A 12,487-nucleotide genomic window follows, 5' to 3' on the forward strand; every position below is an offset into this window, starting at 1 on the left:
CTCTTTCTTCTTCAGGAGACACGTCATGAATTTCATTCGCTTCGTGATCGCGGCCGTGATCGCCCTGGCCTGTACTGCGGCCAGCGCGGCGACTTTCCCCTCCCGTCCCATCCGCATCATCTGCACGGCCTCGGCGGGCTCTCCTCTGGATGCCATGGCCCGCATGGTGGGCAAGCTGTTGACGGATGAGCTGAAAACCCCGGTCATCGTGGAAAACCGGGTGGGCGGCACAGGGACGGTGGGCATGGCCTTGGCGGCCTCCCTGCCCGCCGATGGCTACACCCTGGTCACGGGAACAGGTTCCACCTCTTTCCTGCTGGCCGAATCCAAGTCCGCCATCAAGGCCTCGGACTTCCTGTTCTTCCGCGGCCTGCAGGCCGAGCCCTCGAGCATGGCCGTACTCGCCAGCAGCCCTTTCAAGACCTTGAAGGATCTGGTGGCCGCGTTGAAGACGGACTCCAGCAAAGTCTCGATTGGCGGCTTTGCCGCTGCGGGCTTTCACCAGTATGTGCTGTACCGGCTGCAGCAGAATGCCGGCTTCGATGCCGTCTGGGTTCCCTTCAATGGTGGCAACCAGGCCGTTCTGGCGGTTCTGGGCGGGCATGTGGATGCTGTGGGCATCACCCCCAGCTCGGCGCTGGGCCAGATCAAGAAAGGCGAAATCCGCCTGCTGGGCATCAGCGCACCGACGCGGGACAAGAACTTCCCGGATGTCCCCACCTACAAGGAGCAGGGATTTGATGTCGTGGAGCAGATATGGCGCGGCCTGCTGCTCAAGCGCGGCACGCCGCCGGAAATCGTCGACCGGCTGAACGCCGCGCTGGACAAGGTGGAGGCTTCGCCCGAATGGAAGAGCTTCATGACGGCCAATATGCAAGTCCCCATGGGCTTGAGCAGCGCGCAGATGCAGCAGCATGTGGAAACGGAAGTGGCTTCACGGCGCGAGTTCATGGCCAAGATGGAGGGGAGCAAGAAATGAGCGCCACCATCGCCTTGCTGGTGCCCATGCCCGAGCTGCTGGTCCGCGCGCTGGAAGCTGCCGGCCATTGCGTGCTGCAGCCCTCGGACCCGCGCTGGACGCAGGCCAGCATCGCCATCACGCGCGGCTCCTTGCCAACCGGCGAGGAGGAGCTGGCGTGTCTTCCGCACCTGGCCCTGCTGTGCTGCTGGGGCAGCGGCTACGACGGCATTGACCTGCAAGCCGCCGCGCGGCGCGGCATCACGGTCTGCCATGCGCCTGGCGGGAACTCGGCCAGCGTGGCGGACCTGGCCATGGGCATGGTCATCGCCCTGCTGCGTCGCATCCCCGAGGCCCAGGCCCATATCGCCTCGGGCGGCTGGAGCACGGCGGGCCAACGGCTGCCTCCCGCCCGTGGCTTGACCGGCGCGCGCATCGGCATTTTTGGCGCCGGCGAAGTCGGGCGCAAGATTCTGGACCGGGCGCGCGCCTTCGACATGGAACTGGGTTGCTGCAACCGGCGCGACCCAGCCCTGCCCGGCGTGCGCTACTTCGCGCAGCTGCAGGCGCTTGCCGAGTGGTCGGATGTGCTGGTGCTGGCGGTGCGCGCGGATGCATCGACCCAGCATGCGGTGAATGCCCAGGTGCTGCAGGCCCTGGGGCCCCAGGGCTGCCTGGTCAATGTGGCGCGCGGATCCGTGGTGGACGAGGCGGCCCTGTGCGCAGCCCTGGAGCAGCAGCAACTGGGCGGCTTTGCGAGCGACGTTTTCGAGCAGGAGCCCCAGATTCCCGCGCCCTTGCTGCGGTTCCCGAATGCGGTGCTGACACCCCATATCGGCGGCGCCACGCAGCATGCCACGCAGATGCTGGTGGAGACGCTGCTGCACAACGTGCAGTCTTTCCTGGCCACCGGGCAGCCTCTGCACAGGGTCGTCTGAGCGCTAGGCGCGCCGGTGAAACTCCGCTTCGATCTCGCGCGCCGTGTCCAGCAAGGCCGGCCGGATCTCATCCATATACAGCGCTGAGGACATCAGTGCCGAAGGCCCTGCCGAGCTCAGAATCATCATGGGCAGGCGCTTGTCCAGATGCAAAGGCGCGGCGATGGAATTGATTTCACGTTGCCAGTCGCCAAACGAGCTGCAGCAGCCGTATTCGCCCAATTCGGTCACGGCCCGGCCTATGTCCGCTTCCAGCGCGGGCCAGGCGGTGGGATCCAGATTGCGCAAGCGCTCTTCAATGCTCTTGCGGGCCGTGGGCTTGGCGGCCGCGAGATAGGTGCGCCCCATCGACGTCCTGGCGATCGGGATTCTGGAGCCTATGTTCAGCCGCACGGTGATCAGCGAAGCCGAACGGCAGGTCTCGATGTAGAGCATGGACATGCCGTCGCGCATGCCCAGCGCAATCACCGAATCCGTCCTGTCGGCCAGGGCCTGCATGAACGGACGGCTGACTTCGATGGCGTCCAGCCGCGACAGCGTCGTGCCACCCAGCTTGAGCGCGGCCATGCCCAGGCGATACCGGGCGGTGCCGGCGTCGTGGTACAGATAGCCCAGCGTGGTCAGCGTGAACGTCAGGCGCGACACCGTGGACTTGGGCAGCTTGCAGCGCGCCGCCAGTTCCTGGTTGCCCAGCTTCTCCTCACCGGACTTGAAGCACTGCAGCACCTGCAGGCCCCGCGCCAGGGCCGTGACGAAGTGCCGGCTGTCCTCGGGCACGGTCGCTTCCTCGGTCTGAGCGGGATGGCGCGCAGTTCTGGGCGACATGGGCAGGCCGATCAACCGCCAGCGCTCTGGCGCACTATTTCGTCTTCCACTTCGCCCAAGCGGTCCTTGCCGAAGAACATTTCCGCGCCGACAAGGAAAAAGGGCGAGCCGAAGGCGCCGCGTTCGTAGGCTTGCTGGGTATTGGCCAGCAACTCGTCCTTGACGCTCTGCTCCTGCATCCCCTGCAAAATGGCGGGCGCATCCAGGCCGGCGTCGGTCAACTCACGGGTGATGATGGCGACGTCCGACAGGTTCAGGCTTTTTTCCCACATGCCGGCGTACACCACGTCCACGTAGCGCTTAAAACAGCCCAGGCGCTGCGCAGCCACCGCACCGCGCATGATGGCCAGCGTGTTCACCGGGAAAAAGCTATTGCGCCGGTAGGCCGTGAGGCCGTGCTGGCGGATGAAGCGCTCGATCTCCATCTGGTCGTAGGCGCGCTTTTTCGGGATGTCGGCAAACGCTTCGGCGGGCGAACGGTTGTTGGCCAGCTTGAACAGCCCGCCCAGCAAGACGGGCACATAGCGGAACTTGACGCCGGTGCGGGCTTCGATGCCGGGGATGACTTTATGGCAAAAGTAGGCATTGGGGCTGCCAAAGTCGAACAGAAACTCTACGCTGGGGGTGTGCATATCGCGGGACTCCTTGGGTTCTCGGAATTACCAGTTTTCCTGCCAGGGGCGGATGTCCAGCTCATGCGTCCAGGCGTCGCGGGGCTGTTGGTGCAATTGCCAGTAGATCTGGGCAATGCTGTCGGGCGAGACGATGCCGCCCTGGTCCCTGGTGGCGTAGCGCTCGGGGAAGTTGCTGCGAATGAACTCGGTGTCGATCGCGCCATCCACGATGGGGTGCGCCACATGGATGCCCTTGGGCCCCAGCTCGCGGGCCATGCTTTGCGCCAGGGCGCGCAAGCCGTGCTTGGCCCCGGCGAAGGCGGCAAAACCCTCGCGCCCGCGCAGGCTGGCGGTGGCGCCGGTGAAGAGGATGGTGCCCCGCTCGCGCGGCAGCATTTTCTTGGCGACTTCGCGGCCCATCAGAAAGCCGCCAAAGCAGGCCATTTCCCAGACCTTGAAGTACACGCGGGCCGTGGTTTCGGTGATGCCGAAACGCACATTGGCGCCGATGTTGAACACCGCCACTTCGATGGGCGCAATATCCTTCTCGATGTGCTCCACCAGGGAGACCATGTCCTCTTCCTTGCGCGCATCGCTGCCAAAACCGTAGGCCTGTCCGCCCGCGGCCTTGATCTCCTCGACCAAGGGCACGAGCTTGTCGGCCGTGCGCCGGGTCACGCAGGCGATGTAGCCCTCCTTGGCAAACCGTTTGGCGATGGCGCCACCGGTCGAGTCGCCGGCGCCAATCACAAGAATCGCTTTTTTCACAGACATCTCCCCAGGTCAAGCCACCAATTCCGCGCAGCGCATGACCGAAAGCCAGTGCACTTGCGCAAAAATCATTGTGGCGGACAACGCCCGGATGTCTACAGAAATGGCGCCATTCTGATTCTGCACAGCAGAACAGCGCAGGGCCTGTCTAGGCGATGCCGACGACTTTATGGGTCTGCACGGAAAGGCGCCACTGCGGGTTCGCCATGCAGTATTCGACCGCCAGCCGGGTGTTGCGCTTTTGCTCCAGTCCATCCATGGGCTGCAGAAAATAATGCGTGAAGCGCAGATGCGCGAACTGCTCCGGCATGGCGCCGGGCTGGGGAAAGACCAGCTTCAGTTCCGTGCCTTCGGTCAGCACCAGCGGCGCGCCGGCCTTGGGGCTGACGCAAATCCAGTCCAGGCCTTGGGGCGCGGCCTGGGTGCCGTTGGTTTCCACGGCAATCTCGAAACCGCAGGCATGCAAGGCATCAACCAGTGCCTGGTCCAGCTGCATCAGCGGCTCGCCGCCCGTGCACACCACCAGCGGCTTGCCTGACGGGGAGTCGGGCCACAGCGAGCGCACTTTCTCGGCCAAGGCCTGGGCCGAGGCGAACTTGCCGCCGCCCTCGCCGTCCGTGCCGACAAAATCCGTATCGCAGAACTGGCAGATGGCCTTGGCGCGGTCTTTTTCCCGACCGGTCCAGAGATTGCAGCCGGCAAAGCGGCAAAACACCGCCGCGCGCCCGGCCTGGCCGCCCTCGCCTTGCAGCGTGTAGAAGATTTCCTTGACGGAATAGGTCATACGGCCATGCCTTTCGCGGCATCCGCCGCCGACACCAGAACGCCGCAGCCCTGCGTTTCAAACAGATCAACGCGGTCGAGTTGCGGCAGATCGGGCCGCGCCTTGGCCAGAATCCACTGCGCGAGGCTGGCCGTGTCGCAGTCTTCAAGGTCGGCGATTTCGTGCAGCGGCCGGTGGTCCAGCGCCAGGAACAGCGGGTTGAACAGCTGCTTGACGTCGCCGAAGTCCACCGTCCAGCCCATGACCTGGTCCAGCGGCGCGCTCAGATGCAGGCGCAGCGTATAGGTGTGGCCGTGCAGGCCCCGGTGCGCGCTGCCCTCGGGCGCGCGGCGCAGCTTGCGCGCGCTGTCCAGCGTCAAGTCTTTCCAGATGCGGTACTGCTGGCCGTCAAAGCTCGCGCCACAGGACGCCGTCTCGTAGACCGTCACCCGCGACAACGAAGGCAGCTGCGATTGCAGCCGGGCCCAGATCCAGCTGGACATCATTTCGCTGGTCGGGTTTTCCAGTCCGGCCAACTCGTTGAGGCAGGCGTAGTGCAAGGCCTGGTGCAAGGGCGCCCACAGCGCGTCCAGGCGGTCGTAATCGACGGACTGGCCGTCGGTCCCCGCCTGCACGATGACTTCAAAACCATGGCCGTGCATGCGCCCGCACTTGTGGCCCGCGGGCACGTTGGGCAACTGGTGCGCCGACTGGAAGACATAGCGCCGCCAGACATGGGCCTGGCCGTCGGCGCCGATCACGGCGCCCTGGTGGGGCGTGCTTTGCACGCCGATCTGCGCCCACTCCAGTTGGGGCTCGGCCAGGCGCTGGCCCAGCCAGCGGGCCAGGTTTTCGTCGCTGGGCTGGGCCAGTTGATCATTGAGGCAGCGGTAATCCAGCTGGTCCACGGCCGCGGACAGGCGCTGCTGCAGCTGCTCCACTTCGCCGCCGGGAAAGGCGCAACGCACGCGCGCCACGAAGCCGTGGCCATGCATGCGGCCCGCACGGTGCCCGGGCGCGAGCCCATCCATTTGCCGCGCAGCTTCGAAAGCTGCGGCAGCGGTGTACAAAGTCTTGGTATTCATCATCGATCACTCAGCCAAAAAGCGCGGCAGGCTTTTTCGGCCACCGTAGTGCCAAATTTTGCCTGGGGATGACCGGCCTGTGTGCGCCAGGGTCATCGCCGCAGGCTGGGCACTACTGGCAGGGGTGATCGCGGCGGTACAGCTGCCACTCGTCGACCAGGGCGCCGCCGGGCAGATAGCACAGGCCTTCCTGGCCCTCGGCCGTATAGCCCATCAGCGTCCTGCCGCCCTGCGCATGGCAATAGGCCGAGGCCGGATTGACCAGGCCGGCACGCACGGGCGGCTGCGCGGTGCAGCCCGTCAAAACACAGGCCGTCAAGGCCCACAGAGTGCGGTTCATGGTCTATTCCTTCGCAGAGCTTGGCCTGCTCCTATCATAAAAATTCAGGGGATTTTTCACGTCGGACACCAGCGTCTTGGCTTGCACGCCCCGAGCCCAGCCCGCTTCATGCGGCGCACATCCCGCAGTCGCTTGGCGCACTCAGCGCAGAAAGGAAGGGCCCGGTGATGCGTCTTCATCTGAGCGCCAGCCTCGTCGCGCTGGCCCTGGCAGGCTGTACGCTGCTGCCCGCGCCGCCGCCGCTGGCCCGCGTCGACGCCGCGTTTGCCGAATGCCCACAGTTCTTCCCCGAGGGCAAACCGCCCTTGGTGCCCGATGCGCCCCAGCTGCGCGAGCTGTGCTACAGCGCGTTTGCCATCCTGCACAGCGGGCAGACCAAGACGCCGGTGTTTGTCGCCGAGCACCTGGACCGGGCCATGATCGAACGCGCCCACGGACAAAAGCGCAGCGAGCATTTCTTTGCCGACGCCCGCCTGCCTGCCGCCGAGCGCTCCGAGCTGGCCGACTACCGGGGCTCGGGCTATTCACGCGGCCATATGGCCCCGGCCGGCGACATGAGCACGCCCACGGCCATGGCCCAGAGCTTCAGCCTGGCGAACATGGTGCCGCAAAACCAGCCGTTCAACGCCGGTGCCTGGTCGGAAATCGAGCACAGCACCCGCCAGTACGTGCTGCGCGCCCAGGCCGACGTCTATGTATTCACCGGCCCGGTGTTCGCCGCCGACGCGCCCACCATAGGCCCGGGCAAGGTGCAGGTGCCCAGCCACTTGTTCAAGCTGGTCTACGACCCCTGCAGCGGAAAAAGCTGGGCGCACTGGCTGGCCAATGCCGCGACGACCCGGCCGCTGCCGCCCATCAGCTACGACGAGCTGGTGCGCCGCACCGGCATCCGCTTCCTGCCGCCCGCCCCGCCTTCGAACCAGGCCGCGGCCGGCTGCGGTCGCCGCGAGGCGCTAGATGGGCTGTCCGCGGACGTAAAAAAACCCCGACTGCATGTGCAATCGGGGTTTTAGAGTCTTGGCAGGGGAAGAAGGACTCGAACCTTCGCATGCTGGAATCAAAATCCAGTGCCTTAACCAACTTGGCGACTCCCCTTCAATGAACGAAATTCTAGCATCACTAAAAACCGTCAAAAATGAAAAAGCGCAAATAGTCAACAAAAAGTTTCCGACCGCTTTGCCTGTCCCGTCTTTGCCATGCCCTATGGCTCACCAATGGGGCGCGTCGGTGCCCGGCGGCATCGCCGCACGCTCCCAGCCCGGCGCGGTGCGCGCCAGCACGGCGCAATGGCGCACCGCACGCATGCGGCCGAAGCCGCTGTCCACGGTCTCCAGATAGGGCGTGATGTCGGGCCGTGGCTGATCCCATTCCTGCGCCTGCACCGCCACCGGCCCCAGGCTGCGCAGCCAGCGGGCCACACCGGCCAGCGTCACCCTCACCTGCCAGCTGCCGCCTTCGCGGGCCTGGCGCAGCAAGGCCGCCTGGATGCCGCAGGCCAGCAGGAATCCCGCGCTGTAATCCAGCACCTGCACCGGCAAGGGGCGCGGCTTGTTCTGTCCGCGTGCCCGGGCTTCGTCTTCCTGGATGCCGGTCGCGGTCTGCACCAGCGAATCAAAGCCGCGCCGCCCGGCCCAGGGGCCTTGCCAGCCATAGGCGGACAATTCGGCCACCACCACGCCGGGCCGCATCTGCGCCACATCCTGGGCCGCAAAGCCCTTGGCCGCCAAGGCGCCCGGCCGGTAGGCCTGCAGGAACACATGCGACTGCGCCGCCAGGTCCCGCAAAACCTTCTTGCCGCCGGCCATGCGCAAGTCCACCTGCGCCGAGCGCTTGCCCCGGCTGGTATCGGCAATGGCTTCGATATTGGGCAGATGCGGGCCGTTGACCAGCATCACATCCGCGCCATGGGCCGCCAGCGTGCGCCCCGCCACCGGCCCGGCAATGATGCGCGAGAGATCCAGCACCCGCAGCCCGGCCAGCGGCCGCTGTCCATCGCCCAAGCTGGGCCAGGCCAGGGGCGGCGCGTCGCCTATGCGCGTGATGGCCACCAGCTCCTGCAATGCGAGCACCTGCTCATGCCCCAGGGCCTGCCATTGCGCGGTGCTGCGCGCAGCGGCAATGGGCAGGCCTTTGGCCACGGCCTGCGTTTCCAGGTCGTCGGCGCGCCAATGCTGCAAGGCCTGCTCCACGGCCGCCCGCTCGGTGTCCGGCCCCGTGGGCAGGCCCAGCAGCGCCAGCGCGCCATCGCGGTGGTGGTCAAAATTGGCATGGATGCGCACCCAGCCCGGCGCGCCGACAGCCTGGCCGCAGGCGTAGAGCCCGGAGATGGGCGCCCACATGTCGGGCTGTTCGCCACCCAGCGTGAAATACCCGCTGGCTTCAAACGCCGCGTGCTGGGCATCGACCGCCACGCTTTGCGCCGGCAGATCGGGCCGGCGCAGCTGCTCGATTTCCGTGGCCGCCAAGGCGGCCGCTGCGGCGCTGAGCTGCGCCGCCGGCACCACCGCAAAACTGCTGGCAAAGCCCCGCGCCTGCCCTGGCAGCGCGAGGCGCGACAAGGCGTCCTCAGGCAAGCCCAATGACCGCCACAGTGGGGCGAACGCTGAATGAAGAGGGGCAGAGGCGGCAGGCTGGTGGGGCATCAGGTTTTCCAGAAAACGTTGACGAAGCGGCGGAGCGAACCCGCCTGCTGCGCATTACATGCGCGCGATCGGCGCACGTCAATCGTTTCAGGGGGCGCCCGGACGCGCGGGGGGTGCGGGCGGATACACCATTCCGCCCGCATTCCAGCGAAGAACCTGCGGCCGGGACCAATCATTGTTGTCAACGACCACGGTCGCCGCCTGCGCAGGCGCACAGTCCTGCAGGTAGCGCAGCTGGCCGTCCACGTAGCGTCTGTTGGCCTGTGCGAGTGGGTCCATTGACCCGCCATCGCGTGCTCCAAGCCGGGGAATGGATTGCTCGAACCCCACCGCGAGAAAAACCGACAGATCCCAATACGCGCGCAGCTCAGGGCGATGAAGAAAAATACCGTCAAAAACCAGAATTTCCCCGGCCTTGGCGGTCTGCAGCTGCGCGTCGACCGGTGCATCGGTCTGGTGATCGAACGCTGCGCAGCGATAGTCACCCGAGCCGCCAGGGCTCAGCGGATCGAGCAAGACCCTCTTCAGGCAAGCGTAGTCATAAGAGTCTCGGTAAAAGCCTTCGGATGAAAAGCGGCCGCGCTGATAGCGCACGGCCCTGGGATGGTGAAACCCATCGACGCTCGCTCGGATCGCTTTCACGCCCTGTAGCTCCAGCGCCTGCGCCAGCCCATCGGCGAACCGGGTTTTCCCCGCGCCATCGACCCCGTCGATGCCCACGCGCGTCACCCCCGTGTTTTGAGCCCTGAGGATGGCCTGCACGATCTCGGCGATCACCGACGCTTGCTGTTCCATGTACATCGCTCCACATCCGCGTTCAGCGGGCCGCCGTCCTCAAGCCGCGTAGATCGCCTCTTCCGTGACAAAGCCTTTGACTTCGATCGGGTTGCCGAAGGGGTCGCGAAAGAACATGGTCCATTGCTCGCCGGGCTCGCCTTCGAAGCGCACCTGGGGAGCGAGCACGAAGTCCGTGCCGGCCTGCTCCAGCCGCTGTGCCATGGCTTTCCATTCGGGCAGCAGCAAGATGATGCCGAAGTGCGGCATGGGCACCATGTGCGCGCCCACCTTGCCGGTGGCGGCCGTGGCGAAAGGCGTGCCCAGGTGCATGGAAATCTGGTGACCGAAGAAGTCGAAGTCCACCCAGGTGTCGGTGCTGCGGCCTTCACGGCAGCCCAGCACGCTGCCGTAGAAGCGGCGCGCCTCGTCCAGGTCGGTCACGTTGAAAGCGAAATGGAAGATGGAAGGCAGTTGCATGGCTAAAGTCAGGTTCAGGGGGATGAGAGCTGCACGCCCCAGGGCATGCAGACGGAAAAATCAGGGCCCGGCGGTACGCCACAGCTTGAGCATCTCTTTCAATAGCTGGGGCGCGGCTTCCCGGCGGCACACCACGCCCAACGGCGGCAGCGCGCACTGGAAACTGTCGGCCTGCAAATCCAGCACCACACAACGGGCGTTGGTCGACGCCGGATCCCGGTCGGCCACGATGCTGCGCGGCAGCAAGGCCACGGCCTGCGGCTGGCTCAGCAGGCCTTCGAGCACCGACAGCGACATGGTGGACACCGGAAACCATTGCGCATCCGGCAGGCGGCTCAGGATGTCGCGCTCGAAAATATCGCGCACCGCGATATTGGCCGAAGGCAGGACCCAGCGCGCGCCGCTCAATTGCGCCAGGCGCACCTGGCGTTGACCGACCAGCGGGTGGGTATGGGAGGCCACCACCACGGCCTGATCCTCGAAAAGCGCCTCGAACACAAAGTCCTCGGGCAGCAGGCTGGGCTGGCGGCAAAACACGGCGTCCAGGCCGCCACTGATCAATTGCGGCAGCAGCCGCGTGGACGAGCCTTCCTGCACATCGATATGCACCTGTGGATGCTGGCAATAGAACTGCGTCAACAGCTGCGCCAGGATGGCCTGCGCGGCCGACGGTATCGTGCCCAGCCGCAAGGCCGCCGAGGCGCCCATGCGGATGGCGGCCAGCGTTTGCGCGGCCTCTTCCAGCTCGGTCATCACGCCGCGCACGGTGTCGGTCAGGGTCTGGCCGGCCAGCGTGGGACGCATGCCGCGCGCATGGCGCTCGAACAGCCGCATGTCCAGCACGCGCTCGAGTTCAGCCAGCGCCTGCGTGGCCGCCGACTGGCTCATGTGCACATGCGCCGCGGCCTGCACGATGGAGCCGCACTGCTGCAAGGCCAGCAACAGCTGCAGCTGGCGCAGGCGCACATGGCGGGTCAGCCGTGAGAACAGCACTTTGCCTTCGGGGCAGTGATCGGTTTGTTGCACAGCGGGGTCCGCGGTCGAACGCAGAGGTGGGGGGAAGTCGCAATTTTCAACGAAATCCCAGGCCGCATCCAGCCCAATGGACGCCAAAAGGCCACAGCAGCTATCGGCAATGCTTATGGCTCCCCCTTTCTTTGGTGAGGCCTGGAGCAGCCATTTTTCCTATAGTGCGCATATGCATCGCATGCATGACTTGATGACGAGATACGCATGCACCCTGCTTTTGCTGTCCTAAGGAAGTTTCCATGTCCGCCTCCCGCCGCCCTTCCCGCCGCCTGCCGTCACTGACCGCTGCGGCCCTCACTGCCGTCACCGGCCTGGGCCTGTCCCTGGGCGCCCAGGCGGCGGACAACTACCCCAGCAAGCCCATCAAGCTGATCGTTCCGTTCGCGGCCGGCGGCTCCACCGACATCGTCGCCCGGGTGCTGGCCGAAGGCATGCGCACCACGCTGGGCCAGCCCATCGTGGTCGACAACCGTGGTGGCGCGGGCGGGCTGATCGGCACCGAAGCCGTGGCCCAGGCCCCGGCCGACGGCTACACCGTGGGCATGGCCACCGTCAGCACCATGACCATCAACCCCCTGCTCTACACCCGCGGGCAGGCCCTGGGCAGCAAGCTCATCCCCGTGGCCAACCTGGTGACCATGCCTTCGGTCTGGATGGCCCACCCCAAGATGGGCGTGAACAACTTCGCCGACTTCCTGGCCAAGATCAAGGCCCAGCCCAAGGTCTACAGCGCGGGCGTCCCCGGCGTGGGCACGCTGGGCCATCTGATGATGGCGTCGTTCAACGAAACCATGAAGACCGACGTGCAGATCGTGCCCTACCGCGGCAACGGCCCGGCGCTCAATGACGCGCTGGCCGGCATGGTGCAGGTAATGACCGATCAGCTGCCATCGGCGCTGCCGCAGATCAAGGGCGGCAAGCTGATTCCCGTGGCGCTGTCGGCCACGGCCCGCTCGCCCGAGCTGCCCAATGTGCCCACCTTCAAGGAACTGGGCTACGACGACCTCAACGCCCTGGGCATCAGCTGGTTCGGCATCGTCGTGCCCAAGAACACGCCCGCGCCCATCGTGAAGAAACTGCAGGAAGCCGCCGTCAAGGCCGCCCACCTGCCCGAAGTGCAAAAGCACCTGCAAACCCTGGGCGCCGCGCCCACCGACATGGACCAGAGCAAATTCCCCGCGCAGATCGCGGCGGACATCCAGCGCAACAAGGCGCAGCTGGACAAGGCCGGCATCAAGCCCGAATAAGCGCAGCACAGGAAACCAATC

Annotated in this window: 14 protein-coding genes and 1 tRNA gene; 4 read left to right on the plus strand and 11 right to left on the minus strand. The window is 65.8% G+C overall.

The annotated features are described in order from the left end of the window. Positions 1-25 precede the first annotated feature (25 nt). Together N0K08_RS16875 and N0K08_RS16880 are read left to right on the plus strand one after the other, a co-directional pair. Positions 26-979, plus strand: coding sequence for a tripartite tricarboxylate transporter substrate binding protein (locus N0K08_RS16875; protein ID WP_261501568.1), 954 nt, complete (start codon positions 26-28; stop codon positions 977-979). Continuing rightward, on the plus strand, positions 976-1,896 hold the full coding sequence (locus N0K08_RS16880; RefSeq protein ID WP_261501569.1) for an NAD(P)-dependent oxidoreductase: 921 nt from the start codon (positions 976-978) through the stop codon (positions 1,894-1,896). Before N0K08_RS16875 ends, N0K08_RS16880 begins: the two co-directional genes overlap by 4 nt. 3 nt (positions 1,897-1,899) lie before the next feature. Here the strand turns inward: N0K08_RS16880 and N0K08_RS16885 are convergent, their stop codons facing one another. The 6 genes from N0K08_RS16885 to N0K08_RS16910 all read right to left on the minus strand — a co-directional run bounded on the left by N0K08_RS16885 (position 1,900) and on the right by N0K08_RS16910 (position 6,294). Further along, a complete protein-coding gene (locus N0K08_RS16885; protein WP_261501570.1) occupies positions 1,900-2,721 on the minus strand; it encodes an IclR family transcriptional regulator in 822 nt (273 codons plus the stop codon). 11 nt (positions 2,722-2,732) lie between these two features. Further along, positions 2,733-3,353, minus strand: a complete 621-nt coding sequence (locus N0K08_RS16890) for a 2-hydroxychromene-2-carboxylate isomerase (protein ID WP_261501571.1) — start codon at positions 3,351-3,353, stop codon at positions 2,733-2,735. 27 nt (positions 3,354-3,380) lie between these two features. Then, positions 3,381-4,109, minus strand: a complete 729-nt coding sequence (locus N0K08_RS16895; protein ID WP_261501572.1) for an SDR family oxidoreductase — start codon at positions 4,107-4,109, stop codon at positions 3,381-3,383. 145 nt (positions 4,110-4,254) lie between these two features. Beyond that, positions 4,255-4,890 carry a 7-carboxy-7-deazaguanine synthase gene (gene queE, locus N0K08_RS16900; protein ID WP_261501573.1) on the minus strand — a complete coding sequence of 212 codons (636 nt, stop codon included), beginning with the start codon at positions 4,888-4,890 and terminating at the stop codon, positions 4,255-4,257. Next, positions 4,887-5,954, minus strand: a complete 1,068-nt coding sequence (locus tag N0K08_RS16905; RefSeq protein WP_261501574.1) for a 6-pyruvoyl trahydropterin synthase family protein — start codon at positions 5,952-5,954, stop codon at positions 4,887-4,889. Before N0K08_RS16905 ends, queE begins: the two co-directional genes overlap by 4 nt. A 112-nt stretch (positions 5,955-6,066) precedes the next feature. Then, entirely contained in the window at positions 6,067-6,294 is a 228-nt protein-coding gene (locus N0K08_RS16910) for a putative hemolysin (protein ID WP_261501575.1), read from the minus strand. Between the two features lie 167 nt (positions 6,295-6,461). On the opposite strand from N0K08_RS16910, the gene N0K08_RS16915 reads away from it, so the two are divergent. Beyond that, on the plus strand, positions 6,462-7,307 hold the full coding sequence (locus tag N0K08_RS16915; RefSeq protein ID WP_261501576.1) for a DNA/RNA non-specific endonuclease: 846 nt from the start codon (positions 6,462-6,464) through the stop codon (positions 7,305-7,307). Positions 7,308-7,312: 5 nt separating this feature from the next. Here N0K08_RS16915 and N0K08_RS16920 read toward each other — a convergent pair. From N0K08_RS16920 to N0K08_RS16940, 5 genes are all read right to left on the minus strand, one after another. Then, a tRNA-Gln gene (locus N0K08_RS16920) sits at positions 7,313-7,389 on the minus strand. Between the two features lie 113 nt (positions 7,390-7,502). Continuing rightward, a complete protein-coding gene (locus tag N0K08_RS16925; RefSeq protein ID WP_408642969.1) occupies positions 7,503-8,936 on the minus strand; it encodes a CoA transferase in 1,434 nt (477 codons plus the stop codon). Positions 8,937-9,023: 87 nt separating this feature from the next. Continuing rightward, positions 9,024-9,731, minus strand: coding sequence for a nucleoside/nucleotide kinase family protein (locus N0K08_RS16930; protein WP_261501578.1), 708 nt, complete (start codon positions 9,729-9,731; stop codon positions 9,024-9,026). A 39-nt stretch (positions 9,732-9,770) separates the two neighbouring features. Then, entirely contained in the window at positions 9,771-10,184 is a 414-nt protein-coding gene (locus N0K08_RS16935; RefSeq protein ID WP_261501766.1) for a VOC family protein, read from the minus strand. A 66-nt stretch (positions 10,185-10,250) separates the two neighbouring features. After that, positions 10,251-11,216, minus strand: coding sequence for a LysR family transcriptional regulator (locus tag N0K08_RS16940; protein WP_261501579.1), 966 nt, complete (start codon positions 11,214-11,216; stop codon positions 10,251-10,253). A gap of 242 nt (positions 11,217-11,458) precedes the next feature. Between N0K08_RS16940 and N0K08_RS16945 the strand changes: the two genes are divergently transcribed. After that, positions 11,459-12,466, plus strand: coding sequence for a tripartite tricarboxylate transporter substrate binding protein BugE (locus N0K08_RS16945; RefSeq protein WP_261501580.1), 1,008 nt, complete (start codon positions 11,459-11,461; stop codon positions 12,464-12,466). Positions 12,467-12,487 lie beyond the last annotated feature (21 nt).

Origin of the sequence: Acidovorax bellezanensis (genome assembly GCF_025421555.1) — a bacterium.
GTDB classification, from domain to species: Bacteria; Pseudomonadota; Gammaproteobacteria; order Burkholderiales; family Burkholderiaceae_C; genus Comamonas; species Comamonas bellezanensis.

Bases quoted from the DNA above. Each gene is read 5' to 3' on its own strand.
- N0K08_RS16875 (WP_261501568.1), top strand. From the start codon at position 26: ATGAATTTCATTCGCTTCGTGATCGCGGCCGTGATCGCCCTGGCCTGT.
- N0K08_RS16880 (WP_261501569.1), top strand. From the start codon at position 976: ATGAGCGCCACCATCGCCTTGCTGGTGCCCATGCCCGAGCTGCTGGTC.
- N0K08_RS16885 (WP_261501570.1), bottom strand. From the start codon at position 2,721: ATGTCGCCCAGAACTGCGCGCCATCCCGCTCAGACCGAGGAAGCGACC.
- N0K08_RS16890 (WP_261501571.1), bottom strand. From the start codon at position 3,353: ATGCACACCCCCAGCGTAGAGTTTCTGTTCGACTTTGGCAGCCCCAAT.
- N0K08_RS16895 (WP_261501572.1), bottom strand. From the start codon at position 4,109: ATGTCTGTGAAAAAAGCGATTCTTGTGATTGGCGCCGGCGACTCGACC.
- queE (WP_261501573.1), bottom strand. From the start codon at position 4,890: ATGACCTATTCCGTCAAGGAAATCTTCTACACGCTGCAAGGCGAGGGC.
- N0K08_RS16905 (WP_261501574.1), bottom strand. From the start codon at position 5,954: ATGAATACCAAGACTTTGTACACCGCTGCCGCAGCTTTCGAAGCTGCG.
- N0K08_RS16910 (WP_261501575.1), bottom strand. From the start codon at position 6,294: ATGAACCGCACTCTGTGGGCCTTGACGGCCTGTGTTTTGACGGGCTGC.
- N0K08_RS16915 (WP_261501576.1), top strand. From the start codon at position 6,462: ATGCGTCTTCATCTGAGCGCCAGCCTCGTCGCGCTGGCCCTGGCAGGC.
- N0K08_RS16925 (WP_408642969.1), bottom strand. From the start codon at position 8,936: ATGCCCCACCAGCCTGCCGCCTCTGCCCCTCTTCATTCAGCGTTCGCC.
- N0K08_RS16930 (WP_261501578.1), bottom strand. From the start codon at position 9,731: ATGGAACAGCAAGCGTCGGTGATCGCCGAGATCGTGCAGGCCATCCTC.
- N0K08_RS16945 (WP_261501580.1), top strand. From the start codon at position 11,459: ATGTCCGCCTCCCGCCGCCCTTCCCGCCGCCTGCCGTCACTGACCGCT.